General features: G+C 72.4%; 17 protein-coding genes. All 17 read left to right on the top strand.

The annotated features are described in order from the left end of the window. The first annotated feature begins 40 nt into the window (after positions 1 to 40). Complete coding sequence (locus tag RI554_07085) at positions 41 to 757, top strand: methyltransferase domain-containing protein (protein MDR9391779.1); 717 nt, start codon at positions 41 to 43, stop codon at positions 755 to 757. Position 758: 1 nt separating this feature from the next. Further along, a complete protein-coding gene (locus RI554_07080) occupies positions 759 to 1,151 on the top strand; it encodes a metalloregulator ArsR/SmtB family transcription factor (protein ID MDR9391778.1) in 393 nt (130 codons plus the stop codon). Next, positions 1,148 to 2,287, top strand: coding sequence for an ACR3 family arsenite efflux transporter (gene arsB, locus RI554_07075; GenBank protein ID MDR9391777.1), 1,140 nt, complete (start codon positions 1,148 to 1,150; stop codon positions 2,285 to 2,287). The genes RI554_07080 and arsB overlap by 4 nt, the downstream gene beginning before the upstream one ends. Then, positions 2,284 to 2,754 carry an arsenate reductase ArsC gene (locus RI554_07070; GenBank protein ID MDR9391776.1) on the top strand — a complete coding sequence of 157 codons (471 nt, stop codon included), beginning with the start codon at positions 2,284 to 2,286 and terminating at the stop codon, positions 2,752 to 2,754. The genes arsB and RI554_07070 overlap by 4 nt, the downstream gene beginning before the upstream one ends. A gap of 110 nt (positions 2,755 to 2,864) precedes the next feature. Then, on the top strand, positions 2,865 to 3,401 hold the full coding sequence (locus RI554_07065) for a hypothetical protein (GenBank protein MDR9391775.1): 537 nt from the start codon (positions 2,865 to 2,867) through the stop codon (positions 3,399 to 3,401). Positions 3,402 to 3,473: 72 nt separating this feature from the next. Then, positions 3,474 to 4,142, top strand: coding sequence for a response regulator (locus RI554_07060; GenBank protein ID MDR9391774.1), 669 nt, complete (start codon positions 3,474 to 3,476; stop codon positions 4,140 to 4,142). Beyond that, a complete protein-coding gene (locus RI554_07055) occupies positions 4,139 to 5,326 on the top strand; it encodes an ATP-binding protein (GenBank protein MDR9391773.1) in 1,188 nt (395 codons plus the stop codon). Before RI554_07060 ends, RI554_07055 begins: the two co-directional genes overlap by 4 nt. 153 nt (positions 5,327 to 5,479) lie before the next feature. Further along, positions 5,480 to 5,959, top strand: a complete 480-nt coding sequence (locus RI554_07050; GenBank protein ID MDR9391772.1) for a DUF302 domain-containing protein — start codon at positions 5,480 to 5,482, stop codon at positions 5,957 to 5,959. Between the two features lie 116 nt (positions 5,960 to 6,075). Continuing rightward, on the top strand, positions 6,076 to 7,209 hold the full coding sequence (locus RI554_07045; protein MDR9391771.1) for an MFS transporter: 1,134 nt from the start codon (positions 6,076 to 6,078) through the stop codon (positions 7,207 to 7,209). Positions 7,210 to 7,255: 46 nt separating this feature from the next. Then, entirely contained in the window at positions 7,256 to 8,275 is a 1,020-nt protein-coding gene (locus RI554_07040; protein ID MDR9391770.1) for an HNH endonuclease signature motif containing protein, read from the top strand. Between the two features lie 227 nt (positions 8,276 to 8,502). Beyond that, positions 8,503 to 9,396 (top strand): SIS domain-containing protein, encoded by an 894-nt coding sequence (locus RI554_07035; protein ID MDR9391769.1) that lies wholly within the window; start codon positions 8,503 to 8,505, stop codon positions 9,394 to 9,396. Between the two features lie 12 nt (positions 9,397 to 9,408). Further along, the gene (locus RI554_07030) at positions 9,409 to 10,374 is read left to right on the top strand and encodes a TIM barrel protein (GenBank protein ID MDR9391768.1); all 966 of its coding nucleotides are present in this window, start codon (positions 9,409 to 9,411) and stop codon (positions 10,372 to 10,374) included. Further along, on the top strand, positions 10,371 to 11,312 hold the full coding sequence (locus tag RI554_07025; protein MDR9391767.1) for a ribokinase: 942 nt from the start codon (positions 10,371 to 10,373) through the stop codon (positions 11,310 to 11,312). The genes RI554_07030 and RI554_07025 overlap by 4 nt, the downstream gene beginning before the upstream one ends. Before the next feature lie 125 nt (positions 11,313 to 11,437). Beyond that, entirely contained in the window at positions 11,438 to 12,334 is an 897-nt protein-coding gene (locus tag RI554_07020) for an ABC transporter permease (GenBank protein ID MDR9391766.1), read from the top strand. A 98-nt stretch (positions 12,335 to 12,432) separates the two neighbouring features. Then, a complete protein-coding gene (locus tag RI554_07015; GenBank protein ID MDR9391765.1) occupies positions 12,433 to 13,431 on the top strand; it encodes a sugar ABC transporter substrate-binding protein in 999 nt (332 codons plus the stop codon). After that, positions 13,428 to 14,246, top strand: a complete 819-nt coding sequence (locus RI554_07010) for an ATP-binding cassette domain-containing protein (protein ID MDR9391764.1) — start codon at positions 13,428 to 13,430, stop codon at positions 14,244 to 14,246. Before RI554_07015 ends, RI554_07010 begins: the two co-directional genes overlap by 4 nt. Positions 14,247 to 14,395: 149 nt before the next feature. Then, a partial coding sequence (locus RI554_07005; GenBank protein MDR9391763.1) for a hypothetical protein occupies positions 14,396 to 14,606 on the top strand: 211 nt, incomplete at its 3' end.

Here is a 14,606-nt window from a genome sequence, read left to right as displayed (position 1 = left end):
ACGCATTGACGTCCGCCTATCCATCGATTAGCATCGATGTATGAACGACACCCCCGAACGCCCCACCCCCCTCGCCGACCCCGACGCCCTGCGCGACGCGGTCTCGCGCCACTACGCCGACCGGCTCACCACCGGCGACTGCTGCGGCTCCAAAGCGGTCACCGTCGACGACGCGCCCGCCGACGTCCCCAGCTTCGGGTGCGGCGACCCGAACGCCGCCGCCGCCCTCGCACCCGGCGAGACCGTCCTCGACCTGGGCAGCGGCGCCGGCTTCGACACGCTCCGCGCCGCCGACGCCGTCGGCCCCACCGGCGAGGTGATCGGCGTCGACATGACCCCGGCGATGCTGGAACGCGCCCGCGCCGCCGCGGCCGCCCTCGGCCACGCGCACGTCCGCTACCTCGAGGGCACCATCGAGGCGCTGCCGCTGCCCGACGCCTGCGTCGACGTCGTCCTCTCCAACTGCGTCGTGAACCTCTCCAGCGACGTCGACGCCGTCCTCCGCGAAGCGGTCCGCGTCCTCAAGCCCGGCGGGCGGGTGCGCATCAGCGACACCTTCCGCCACGGCGCGGCCCCCGCCGACGCCGCCGACGACCTGGAGGGCTGGTGCGCCTGCGAGGCGGGCGCGCACGACCCCGCGACGCTCGAAGCGCAGGCCCGGGCGGCGGGCCTCCGCGACGTCCACGTCGACGCGCCCCCCGCCGGCGTCGCCGACGGCGACGTCTACGGCGCGGTCCTGCACGGCACGAAGGCCTGACGTGACGCCCGGACCCGACGCCACCCGCGTCCTCGGGGACGCCGCCTTCAAGGTCCTCGCCGACCCCACCCGCGCCCGGATCCTCGCCTTCCTGCTGGAACCGGTCCAGAGCTGCTGCCGCCGCGAGGACGGCGTCTGCGGCTGCGACCTCGAGACGTTCCTCGGCGTGAGCCAACCGACCGTCAGCCACCACATGAAGGCCCTCGTCGAGGTCGACCTCGTCACCGCCGAGAAGCGCGGCCGCTGGGTGTACTACGACCTCGTCCCCGCGCGCCTCGCCGCGCTCGCCGACGGGCTCGCCGCCTTCGCGCGCGCCGCGGCGGACGCCACCCCCGACGCGCCCCCCGCGCCACGCCTCGTCGGCGCCCCCCACGGCGACGGACCGACGGCGTGAACGGGTCGCTGTCGTTCCTCGACCGCTACCTGAGCGCCTGGATCCTCGCCGCGATGGCGGCGGGCGTCGCGCTGGGCGCCGCCCTCCCCGGGTTCGCGCACGGCCTCGAGGCGCTCTCGATCGGCAGCACGAACGTCCCCATCGCGATCGGCCTGATCGTGATGATGTACCCGCCCCTCGCCAAGGTCCGCTACGGCGCCCTCCCCCGCGTCTTCTCCGACGTGAAGGTGCTGGCGTTGTCGCTGATCCAGAACTGGCTGATCGGGCCGCTGCTGATGTTCGGCCTCGCCGTCGCCTTCCTCCGCGACCACCCGGAGTTGATGACCGGCGTCATCCTCATCGGCCTCGCCCGCTGCATCGCCATGGTGCTCGTGTGGAACCAGCTGGCCGACGGCGACAACGACTACGCCGCCGGCCTCGTCGCCTTCAACAGCGTCTTCCAGATCCTCTTCTTCGGGGTGTACGCCTGGCTGTTCCTCGCCGTCCTCCCCCCCGTCCTCGGGCTCGAGGGCGCCGTCGTGGCGATCTCGACGGGCGAGATCGCCGCCGCGGTCCTGACGTACCTCGGCCTCCCCTTCGCCGGGGGGCTGCTGACCCGCGCGATCCTGATCCCCCGCAAGGGCCGCGCCTGGTACGACGCGACCTTCGTGCCGCGCATCTCCCCCCTCACCCTGATCGCGCTGCTGTTCACGATCCTGACGATGTTCGCCCTCCAGGGCGACGCCATCCTCGGCCGCCCGCTGGACGTCGTCCGCGTCGCGGCGCCGCTGCTGATCTACTTCGTCGCGATGTTCCTCGTGAGCTTCGCGATGGGCCGCCTGGTCGGCGCGGACTACGGCGTGACGACGACGCTGTCGTTCACCGCCGCCAGCAACAACTTCGAGCTGGCGCTCGCCGTCGCGGTCTCCGCCTTCGGCCTCGGTTCCGGCGTCGCCTTCGCCACCGTCATCGGCCCCCTCGTCGAGGTCCCGGTCCTGCTGGGGCTGGTGCACGTCGCGTTGTGGCTGCAGCGCCACCTTCGCTTCGACGCCGCACCCCCGATTCCGGCCGATCCCACCCGCGCCGCCGCGGCAGCGGAGGTGTGCGCCACCCCCGACCGCGTCACGCCCGACGGGGCGCCCCGGCCCGACGCGTGACCCGGCCGCTCCGCCTCCTGGTGCTGTGCACGCACAACAGCGCCCGCAGCCAGATGGGCGAAGCGTGGCTCCGCCACCACGCCGACGCGCTGGGCCTCGACGCCGACGTCCACTCCGCCGGCACCGAAGCGACCCGCGTCAAACCGGACGCCGTGACGGTCATGCGCGAGGTCGGCCTCGACCTCGCGGCGCACACCTCCAAGACCCTGTACGACCTACCCGACCCGTGGCGCTTCGACGTGGTGCTCACCGTCTGCGACGCGGCGAACGAGGCCTGCCCCGCCTACCCCGCCGACACCACCCGCCTCCACGTCGCCTTCCCCGACCCCAGCGGCCACGCCCTGGACCGCTGGCGGGAGGTCCGCGACGCGATCGGCGCCACCATGCACGCCCTCGCGGCCGCGCTCGCGCGCGGCGAAACGCCGGACGCGGCCTCCCTCGCCGCCGCACCCCCGCCCCCGACCTAGCCTCCCGCCCGCGCCCCGCGCGGGCGTTCGCACGACGTTCACACGGACCCGCCTATCGTTCACGCATCGGAACGGCACCCACCGTTCCGCATGGACGAAAGGAGTCCCTCATGATCCGCATCCTCACGCTCGCCACCGCCACCGCCGCCCTCGCGCTCGGCCTCGCCGTCGCCCAGGACGCCGCCCAGGAACCCGCCCCCGACGCGACGCAGACCCAAACGCAAACCCAGCGTCGCATCCAGGACCCGAGCCTCGATCACGACCCGGCGACCGACCCGATCCGAGCGCGCGCGCAGCAGCACGCGCAGGACGGCGACGCCGCGACGCCGATGGGCGAGGCCCGCGGCCGCAGCGACGCCGCCGGCGGCATGGGCGCGCGCGGCGACGGGACGCCCGGCGCGAACCACGCCGCCTTCGCCGAGGCGCTCGGCATGACCCCCGACGAACTCACCGCCGCCGTGCAGGGGGGCGCGACGCTGCAGGAGCTCGCCACCGAGGCGGGCGTCGACCTCGCCGACCTCGGTCGGCCCGAGGGCCGGGGCGGCCCGCAGGCCGGCGCGGGCATGCACGCCGAGACCGACGGCGCGATGACGAAGGGGCACGGACGCCCCGACGCGGAGCGCGGCGGGCCCGGCCGGCACCGCTGAACCCCCCGCGTTGCGCGGGCCCCCCGGCGTCGGTCGGGGGGCCCGCGTACGATGGACGCAGGAGGGGGCCGCATGGCCGGTGAACGCATCCTGATCGTCGAGGACGAACCCCGCATCGCCGAGGTGCTCGAGCGCTACCTCCGGCACGCCGGCTTCGCCACCGAACGCGCAGCCGACGGCGCGCGGGCGCTGGAGCTCTGGCGCGCCGCCGACCCCGACCTGATCCTGTTGGACCTGATGATCCCCGCCCCCGACGGCCTCGAGGTCGCGCGGCACGTCCGGGAGCGCTCCGACGTGCCGATCGTGATGGTGACCGCGAAGGCGGAGGAGGCCGACCGGCTCGCGGGGTTGGGGATCGGCGCCGACGACTACGTCGTCAAGCCGTTCAGCCCCCGCGAGGTCGTCGCCCGCGTGACGGCGGTCCTGCGCCGCAGCAGCGGCCGGGTGCGCTCCCCCACCCACCACGTCGCCGGCGACCTGGCGGTCGACGTCGGCGCGGCGCAGGCCCGCTGCGCCGGCGAGCCGCTGGCGCTCAGCCCGGCGCAGTTCCGCCTCCTCGCCGTCCTCGTCGCACGGGCCGGCGAGGCGCTCTCCCGCGAGGAGCTCCTCGACGCGCTCGAGGGGTCGTGGGCGGACGAACGGACGGTGGATGCCCACGTGAAGAACCTCCGCCACCGGCTGGGGCGCTGCCGCGACCGGCTCGAGACCGTCCGCGGGTTCGGCTACCGGGTGCGGCCGTGAAGCTGGCGACGAAGCTGCTGCTGGCCTTCGCCGCCGTCGCGGCGTTCTCCGTCTCGGTGACCGGTCTGTTCGCCTACCGGGTCGCGGCCGACCGCATCCCCGAGGCGCTGCGCCAACCGGGCATGTTCCGCGGGGAACGGGTCCTCCCGAGCGACGAGGCGGCGCCCCCGTCCCGCGGGGAGCGCTTGGGTCCGCGCGACGGGGGTCCGGCGCTCGGGCTGGCCGACGCCGGCCGCGCGGTGCTGCTGAGCAACCTCGCGCGCGCGAACCTACAGGCGGGCGTCGTCGCCCTCGTCGCCGCCCTCCTGGTGGGGGGCGGCGTCGCGGTGGGGGTGACCCGTCCCCTGGCCCGCCTCACGCGCGCGACGCGCCGCTACGGCGCCGGAGAGCGCGAGGTGCGCGCGGGGCTCGAGGGCGGCGACGAGATCGCCGCCCTCGGCCGCACGTTCGATGCGACCGCCGACCGCCTCCAGGCGGAGGTCGACCGCAAGGAACGCTTCACGAGCGACGTCGCGCACGAGCTCCGGACGCCGCTGGCGGTGCTGCGCGGGGAGCTCGAAGCGATCCAGGACGGCCTCATGGAGGCCGACCCCGCCCGCGTCGAGGCGCTGCTGGCGCAGGTCGGCCTGCTCGAGCGGTTGGTGCACGACCTGCGGACGCTCACGCGCGCCGAAGCGCACGAGTTGGACCTCACGTGCGCACCGTTGGACCTGACCGCGCTCGCGCGCGACGTCGTCGCGACGTTCCAGCCGATCGCGCGGTCGGCGGACGTCCAGCTGGCGATCGAGGGACCCGACGCGTCCGAGGTCGCGACGGTCGACGGCGACGCCGACCGCCTCCGGCAGGTGATCGGCAACCTGCTCGACAACGCCGTCCGCCACGCGCCCCCCGGGGGCACGGTCCGGACGTCGGTCGCCCGCGTGCAGGGCGCCACCGGCGCCGAGGTCCACCTGAGCGTGGACGACGACGGCCCCGGCCTCCCCGAGGGCCTGGAGACGGCCGTGTTCGACCGGTTCGTGCGCGGGGATGCGGCGCGCCGACGCGAAGCGGGCGGTTCGGGGCTCGGGCTGGCGATCGTGAAGGCGCTCGTCACGCTGCACGGCGGCGGCGTCGTCGCGGGCCCGTCGCCGCTCGGGGGCGCCCGGTTCGAGGTGCACCTACCCGCGCGAACCCACGACGCCTGAGCCCCGCCGCGCGGTCGGAGGACGTTCGTCCCCTACGGTTCCGATACCCCCCATGGGTATCCTTCGGTCGTGCGGGACGCCCTCGGCCGCCCCCGTCCCTGGCGGCGCCCGCCGCATCGGCCGACCCCCCGTCCCGAGAGAAGGAGGCACCCCATGAACGCCAAGACCCTCACCGGTACGCTCCTCGGCCTCGTCGTCGGCGCGATCCTCGCGCTCGCCATCGTCTGGTTCTCCGCCCCGTCGATGATGATGATGGTCGACGAAAGCCCCTACGGCTTCGAAGAGACCGTCGCGGAGTTCCAGGCCGCCGCCGACGAAGCGGGCTGGAGCGTCCTCGAGGCCCGCGACATGCAGGCCGTCGTCGCCAACCACGGCGCCGACGTCGACCCCGTCATGGTCTTCGACCTGTGCTCCTCGCGCCACTCCATCGAAATCCTCGAGCAGGACGACGAACGCATCGTCACGCCGATGATGCCCTGCCGCGTCTCGATCTACGAGACCAGCGACGGCACCGTCCACGTCGCCCGCATGAACTCCGGGCTGGTCGCCCGCACGTTCGGCGGGCTGATCTCCGACGTCATGCAGACCGCCTCGGGCGAAACCGAAGCGTTCATCGCCACCGTCGTGAACTGACCGAACCCCCCGAGCTCGCAGCGGCGGCCGCCCCCCGGGGCGGCCGCCGTCGCGTGCACCGCGGCCCGTACGCCGTCCCCGCCGCGCCCCCGGAGCAGGTGGTAGCGTCGTCGTTCGTGCCCGCGCCCGCCTACCCCCGCTCCGACCGCCTCCTCGTCGTCGTCGCCTCGCTGTTCGGCCTGGTGGCGCTCGGGGCCGTGCAGGCGCTCTACGGCCCCGCGTTCCCGGGCCTGATGGACCGCTACGACGTCGGCGTCGACACCGTCGGCGCGACGGTGATGGCGCACTTCTTCGGCGGGTTCGCCTCGACGCTCACCGCACCGCTGCTGCTGAGCCGCGTCGGCTACCGCCCCACGATGGTCGCTGCGGGCAGCGTCGCTACGAGCGGCATGCTGCTCGCCGCGCTCGCCCCCAGCTGGCCGCTGCTGCTCACCGGCGCGATCCTCGGCGGGATCGGGTTCGGGCTCATCAACGTCGCCTTCAACCTGCTCGTCACCCGCGTGTTCCAGGACCAGGCCGCCCCGATCCTCAACCTGCTCAGCGCCCTCTTCGGGATCGGCGCGATCGCCGGCCCCGCCGTCGTCGGCGCGGTCGGGGACGCCCTCGTGGTCCCGTTCCTCGCCCTCGCGGCGTTCGCCGGGACCGCCACGCTCCTCGCGACCCGCCTCCCCAGCCCCGCCGTCGAGACCCCCGCCCCGGGCAGCTGCACGCCGTGGCTCGCCGCGATCGGTTTCGCCCTCTTCTACGCGCTCTACGTCAGCACCGAATCCGGCGTCGCCAACTGGGAGACGCTGCACCTCGAGCCGTTCGTCGGCGCCAGCCGCGCCGCGTTCCTGACGAGCCTGTTCTGGGTCGCCCTCACCGCGGGCCGCTTCCTCGCCATCCCCGTCGCCGCCCGCTTCCGGCCCCGCACCGTCGTCCTCGTCAGCGCCGGCCTCTCCACCCTCGGGCTCGCCGCGACCCACGTGCCGGCGATCGCGCCCGCGGCGTACGCCGTCACCGGCCTGTTGTTCGCCCCGATCTTCCCGACCGGTCTCGCCTGGATCGCGCGGGTCTTCCCCGCCCGCAGCGAACGCATCGTGCCGTTCGCCCTCGCCCTCGCCGCCCTCGGGCCGGTCGCCACGACCGGCGTGATCGGCGCGTGGGCCGACGCGGCCGGCACCACGGTCATCCCGACCGCCCTGACCCTCATCGCCGCCGCCCTGTTCGTCGTCGCCGCCGGCCTGGCGTACGCCACGCGCGAGGCCTGACGCGGGCCACCCTCGACGCGCGGCGGGGACCGCCGTATCCTCGGGCATGCACGGAGACGGGCACGACGGCGGAGCGGCGGCGGGGGGCCGCACGCTGCACGTCGACGCCCTCCTCCGCCGCCTCCCGCCGCTCCACCGCGACGCCCTTCGCTGGTACGCCGCGCGGACCGGCACCGTCGTCCCCTGGCCCCGCGGTCCCGTCACGTTTCCGTCCGGCACCACCCACCTCGCGTCGACCCCCCGGGGGATCTTCAAGCCGGCGTGGACCGTCTACGCGCTCAGCGTCCGCCAGAACCTCGGGTCGCCCTACCAGGACCAGATCGTCCGCCGCGCCGACGGCAGTTGGTCGTTCGCGTACGTTCAGGAGGGCTTCCGCGCCGAGGACCACGAACGCAAAGCCACCAACCGAGGCCTCCTCGCCGCCCTCGCCGACCGCGTCCCGGTCGCGGTGTTCAAACAGGTCCGCACCAAACCCACGTCCCGCTACGAGGTGCTCGGCCTCGCGCTCGTCGCCGGCTTCGACGGCGGCTTCTTCTTCCTCGAGGGGGCCCGCCCCGACGGCGTCGTCCGCGCCCCCGGACCGGAGGCGGAGTTCGACCGCCTCGCCGCGTTGCGCGAGGACGTCCTCGCCGCCGCGCGCGCCGACGCACCGGACGTCGTCGGGCCGGTCCTGGACCGCCAGCGGGTCTTCCGCGAGATCGTCCGGCGTCGCGGCCAGGCGGCGTTCCGCGGGCAGCTCCTCGACGCGTACGGCGGCGTGTGCGCCGTCTCGCGCTACGACGCGGAACCCGCCCTCGAGGCGGCGCACGTCGTGCCCTTCGCCGAGGACGGACCCAGCAGCGCCACCAACGGCCTCCTCCTCCGCGCGGACCTCCACCCGCCGTTCGACGTCGGTCGCCTGACGGTCGACCCCGACGCGTTGCGTGCGCAGCTCCACCCGCAGCTCGCGGCGACCCGCTACGCCCCCCTCCACGACACCCGACTCCACCTCCCCGACGCGCCCGCCCTCCGGCCCGACCCCCGCAACCTCGCAGCCCACGCCGCCTGGGCGCGGCGGTCGTTCTGACGTCGGGACGGTCGACGCCTCGGAACACGACGCGCCGGAGTTCAGCCAGGTCATCACGAACGTGAAGTTTTTTGGGAGCGACGTTCGACGACGATTCGTCGTTTTCACGCCCTAGACGGGCATTCTGTCATTCATCGCGAAACCCCATTCGCGTTTGCTTGACTTCCTAGTTCACACTCCGTAACGTTCCGGTCATCCAATTCGAGGATCTCCGGAAGGAGGCCGCCGTGGAAACGGGACTGGCCGATAGGACCGGCGTGTATCGCGACAACCCACGAGCGCTCGTCGTCACCATCCAGGGGCTCATGCCCAACCTCACCCCCGCCGAGCGCGCCATCGCCGAGGTCGTGCTCGAACTCCGCAATCAGTCGGCCGGCGACGTACGCCTCGCGCACGTCGCCGGCGCCGCCGGCGTCTCGCAGGCGGCCGTCGTGAAGTTCGCGCAGCGCCTCGGGCTCCAGGGGTTCCGCGACCTCCGCGACATCCTGCTCGCCTACCGAAGCGTGGTCGGCGCCGAACTCCACGAAGAACTCGCACTGTCCGACGACCCCGAAACCGTCGTGCGAAAGGTGTTCCACACCGCCACGCAAGCCCTCACCGACACCCTGGCCATCTTCGACTACGGCGCCTTCGATCGTGCGGCCGGCGCCCTCGCAGGTGCGGATCAGCGTCTGCTGGTCGGGGTCGGGGGCTCGGCCACCATCGCGCGCGACTTCGAGCACAAGCTCCTGCGCATCGGCATTCCCGCTCGCGCCCACGACGACACCCACCTCATGGCCATGACCGCGAGCCTTCTCGAGAAGGACGACGTCGCCCTCGGCATCAGTCACTCCGGCGCCACGGTCGCCGTACTCGAAGCGCTCGAGCTCGCTGCAGGCCAGGGGGCCACGACGATCGGCATCACGAACACGCCCGAATCGGAGCTTGCACGCGTCGTCGACGTCGCGCTGCTCTCCGCCTCGCAAGGCTCGCCCATCACCGGCGAGAACGCCGCCTCGCGCGTGGCGCAACTCAACGTCCTCGACGCCCTGTTCGTTCGCGTGGCTCAAGTCCACGCCGAGCGTTCCCAAGCCAACCTCGAAGCCACCATGCGCTCCGTGACGCGCAAGCGGCTTCGCTGATCGGAGACCCGCATGACCGAACCCATCCTCGCCAGCCGCCTCAACTCCATGCGTTCGCGACCCGACCTGTGGGACGGACCGTTGGACGTCCTGAACCGCATCCGCCGCGCCGCCACGGTCGACGGACTCGGAGCGGTCGACCTCAACTACCCTCAACACCTCGAGGGAATCGATCGCGACGCGCTTCGCGACACGCTCGCCGCCACCGACCTCGCCGTCGGAGCAATCAACCTACGCTTCGACGATCGCTTCGCTGCCGGCGCCTTCACGAATCCCGATGCGTCGCTGCGCGACAAGGCGATCCGAACGACGGTCGAGGCGGGCATGCTGGCCCTCGATCTCGGCGCGCGACACGTCATCGTGTGGCCCGCCTTCGACGGGTACGACTACCCCTTCCAAGTCGACTACCGCGCGCTCCACGACGACCTGGTCGCCGGCTTCACCGCCGTTGCGGACGCCCTCCCCGACGTGATGGTGTCGCTGGAGTACAAGCCGCTCGAACCCCGGAAGTTCTACGCGGCGCACGACATGGCGACGTCCCTTCTCATTGCCCGCGACACCGAGCGCGACAACGTGGGCGTCACCCTCGACGTCGCCCACAGCCTCATCGCGGGCGAGAACCCCGCTCAGGCGGCCGTGCGCGCGCTCGCGGAGGACCGACTCTTCGGACTGCACCTCAACGACGGCTTCGGACGCGCGGACGACGGGCTCCTCGTCGGCTCCATCCATCCCCTGTCGACCCTCGAGCTCCTCTTCGAATTGCGGCGAGGCGGCTACGACCAACACGTCTACTTCGACACCTTCCCCGTCAACGAGGACCCCGTCGAGGAGGCCCGGCGCAACGTCGCTGCCGTACGCGACCTCTGGCGCCGCGCCGGCGAGATCGACGCCGCCGCCCTCGCCGACGCGCGCGCCCGTCAGGACGCCTTCGCCGCGCTGGACGTCGTTGGACCCGTCACGGAGCGAAACCCGCGATGAACGTCCTCGTCGTCGGCGGCGCGAACTACGACCTGGTCGCCCACGCCGGGCGCCTACCCGGCGAGGGGGAAACGCTCGTTGCGGACGACTTCCACGGCGCTCCCGGCGGCAAGGCCGCGAACCTCGCCTGCGCCGCCGCGCGATGGGGTGCACACACGCGGTTCGTGGGCCGCGTCGGCGACGACGACTTCGGGCGCGCCGTTCGCGACGACCTCGTCGCCGCCGGCTGCGACGTTCGCCACCTGGCGACCGACGCGCGCGGGACCGGCCTCGGGCTCGTCTTCATGGACGGCGACGGTCGCTACGCCACCGTCGTCGCTCCACGGGCGAACGCGGGTCTCAGCGCCGACGACGTCGCCGAACTCCCCGACGCCTGGTTCACCCCCGACGCGGTGATCGCGCTCGCCCTCGAGGCGCCTCTCGACGCGTTGCACGCCGTAACCGAACGCGCCCGCGACGTCGGGGCGACCGTCGTCCTCAACGCCGCCCCCGTCGACCGTCTCGACGACGCGCTCGACGCCCGATGGACGGTGCTGGTGGTGAACGAGCACGAAGCGGGCGAGCGACTCGGACGGCCCGTCGACGAGGGCAGCGCCGCCGACGCTGCGCGCACGCTCGCGGGCGGCGAGCGGACGGCGGTGGTGACGCTCGGTGCGGCCGGGGCCGTCGGCTGGTCCCCCACGCACGGCCCCCTTCACGTCGCCGGCCTTCCCGTTCACGCCGTCGACACGCTCGGAGCCGGCGACGTCTTCACCGGCGTTCTCGCCGCCGAAACCGCCGCCGGCAGACCGCTCGACGCCGCCATCACCACGGCGACACGCGTCGCGAGCGCCAGCGTCACGCGACCGGGAGCGCGCTTTCCCGAGGGGACGCCGAACGGCGTCGCCGACATCCTCACGCCCTCACCCCACCCCACCCTTCAGGAGGACCCCGCATGAGCGACCACGCCCCGACCGTCCCCGCGTCCGAACCCCGGACGGCACCGACCGCCCGGCTCGGCTTCCTCGAGCGCAACCCGGGCCTGCGGTCGCCCCTCGGCCTCATCATCCCGTTGGTGCTGCTGATGGTGGTCATCACCCTGGTCAACCCGGTATTCCTGGAGTCCCGCAACCTGTTCAACGTGCTGCGTCAAATCTCGATCTTCGTGGTCCTCGGCACCGGCATGACCGTCGTCATGGCCTCCAAGGGGATCGACCTGTCGGTCGGCTCGACGGTGGCGCTGTCCGCCAGCACCACCGCGATCGTCTTGGAGTCCGGCATCGCCTTGAGCGTCCCGCTGGGCATTGGCGCAGGGCTCGCCGCCGGTGCGGCGGTGGGAGTGGTCAACGGCCTGTTCATCACCGTCCTGAAGGTTCCACCCCTCATCACGACCCTGGGGACGCTCACCGCCGTCCGCGGCGCCGCCTACCTGGTGATGGGACCGAACCAGTTGCGCGGGTTTCCCGACGCGTTCGTCTTCCTCGGCCAGGGCCGCGTGTTCGGCGTCCCCATGCCCGGCATCATCGCGCTCGTCGTCGTCGCCCTCGGGGCCTACGTGATGAACCGAACACGGTTCGGAGCGTACGTCCTCGCGATCGGCGGCGAGCGCAGCGCCGCGGTACGAGCCGGCGTGCGGGCCTGGCGCTACGAGTGGGCCGCCTACGTCATCTCCGGCACCCTCGCCGGGCTGGCGGGCATCATGCTCGCCGCCCGCCTCGACGCCGCGCAAGCCGTTCTGGGCCAAATGATGGAACTGCACGCGATCGCCGTCGTGGTGCTCGGAGGCACGTTCCTGTTCGGCGGTTACGCCACGCTCCTCGGAACCCTGTTGGGCGCGATGTTCCTGGGGGTCGCGGAGAACGGCCTCGTGCTGATGCGCGTCCCCTTCTACTGGCAGCAACTCGTCATTGGTCTGACCCTCGTCATCGCCGTCGCCATCCAGCTCTATCGGGCGCGACGTCAAGGAATGGCGACCTCGTGAGTCGTCGTCGCGCTGGACCCGGAGGTGTCGCGATGTGACGTTCCGTCCCTCGTCCCCGTCCGCCCGTCCCCCCACCGCTCCCTGCTAGGAGGAACACCATGTTCAAGCACACGCTTCGTACGGTTCTGCTCTTCGGCGCGCTGTCGCTGCTCGGTTTCGGTCACGCGCAAACCGTCCAGATCGGCTTCGCCCCCCCGGTGTACGACACCCTCGATTACTTCGGGCAGTTCGCAGCCGGGTTCCAGGCCCGCCTCGACGACCTGGGCGTCGACTACGAGTTCACCGCCCGCGCGTCGACGGCCGAGGCGAACATGCAGCAGCAACTCGACATCGTCGAGGACTTCATCACGCTGGGCGTCGACTACATCATCGTGGGGCCGATCGACTACTTCGGGATCGTTCCCGCCCTGCAGTCGGCCAACGAGGCCGGCATCCCCATCATCGTCATCAACCACCTCGACGTGCACCCCGACGATTCGGGCGTGGACGTCATGGCGTACTCCGGCTACTCGCACGCCGAGGGTGGCCGCATCACGGCGGAGTGGGCCCTCGACAACGTCCTGAGCGGCGGCGACGAGATCGGGCTGATGTTCGCCGAGCCCGGAAACCAGATCTCCGAGGAGCGCGTGGGTACGGCCCGCGACATTTGGGTGGACGCCGGCGTCGAGGTCGCGTTCGAACAGTACGCGTACTGGGAGCAGGCGCGCGCCTACGACGCCACGGAGCGTCAGATCCTGGCGTACCCGGACGTGACGGCCATCTACGCCGGGAACAGCGCCATGGCGATGGGCACCGCGACGGCGCTCGACGCCATGGACATCGACGACGTCGACGTCTTCGGATTCGGCGCCGTGCCGCCCGAGCTGGACATGATCTGGGAGGGCCTGATCAAGGGCTCGATCTTCCGCGACAGCCAGTCGAGCGGCCGCTACATCGCCGAAGCGATCCACGCCGACCTCAACGGCGATCCGGTCCAGAAGCAGTACCCGCTGGACATGGTCATGGTGTCGAGCCGCGAGGACATCCTCACGAAGGTCCCGCGCGAGGCGCTCGAACTCATGGAGAACTGGCCCGAGGTCGAGGCCGAGCTCGAGTGAGCGACGCCACGACCCGGACCGAGGCGGGGGAGAACCCTCCCCCGCCCTCGGGCACACCCCACGTCGAGCTGCGCGGGCTCGTCAAGCGATTCGGAGGCGTCGTCGCGCTGCGCGGCGTGGATCTCGACATCCACCGCGGCGAAGTGCTGGGTCTCGTCGGGGACAACGGCGCCGGCAAATCCACCCTGATCAAGGTCCTCACCGGGGTGCATCCGGCCGACGGGGGGACCGTCCGACTGAACGGCACCCCCGTCGAAATGGACCACCCCGACCGTGCGCGCGAACTCGGGATCGAGACGATCTACCAGGATCTTGCGCTCGTCCCGACGTTCGATCTCCCCTCCAACTTCTTCCTCGGTCGCGAGTTGACCCGGTCGTTCCTGGGCGGCCTCATCACCGTCACGGACAAGGCCCGGATGCGTGACGTCGCGACGCGCGTCGTTCGCGACCAGGTCGGCCTCGCCATCGGCAACCCGTATGCGCCGGCCGCCACGATGTCCGGCGGACAGCGCCAGGCGGTGGCGATCGGCCGCGCCCTCTACGAACAGGCGGAGCTCGTCATCATGGACGAACCGACCGCAGCCCTCGGCGTCGAGGAGCAGGACAAGGTCCTCGACATCATTCGGCGCCTCAAAGCCGACGGCGTCACCATCGTGATGATTAGTCACACGTTGGATCACGTCTTCGCCGTCGCGGACCGGATCGCCGTCATGCACAACGGCACGCTGGGCGCCGTGAGGGCGACGGCCGACGCGACGCGCACGGAGATCGTGGGCCTCATCATGGGGTCCCACCTCCACGACGACGCCGCCTGAGAGCCAACGGTTCGCGCCCCCCACGCACGTCGGGCGTCGGTGACACCGACACCCGACGTCGGGGTGGACCACAGCCCGCATCCCCTACCCCCTCGGCACGCATCCCAGGGGTCGCCCCCCGCTCCGCGGCGATGCGCGACCCTAGCGGCATGAGCGGATGCATTCTGGACACGATGAGCGACGAGGACGCAAAGCGCATGTTCGGGGAGGCCGTCGCGGAGCGCTGCGACTGCCCGACCAAGGGGGCCTGCCACCTGCGGGTCTTCGGCAACGAGATCGTCCTCACGAACCTCCTCGCCACCGCCCGCCGCGACGACGCGGAGGCCGCGGAGTTCGAACGGACCGGGATCGAACCCACCC

The sequence above is a fragment of the Trueperaceae bacterium genome (genome assembly GCA_031581195.1).
Taxonomy (GTDB): domain Bacteria; phylum Deinococcota; class Deinococci; order Deinococcales; family Trueperaceae; genus SLSQ01.
Note: the sequence above shows the minus strand (reverse complement) of the source record. Positions and strands in the feature narration are given on the sequence as shown.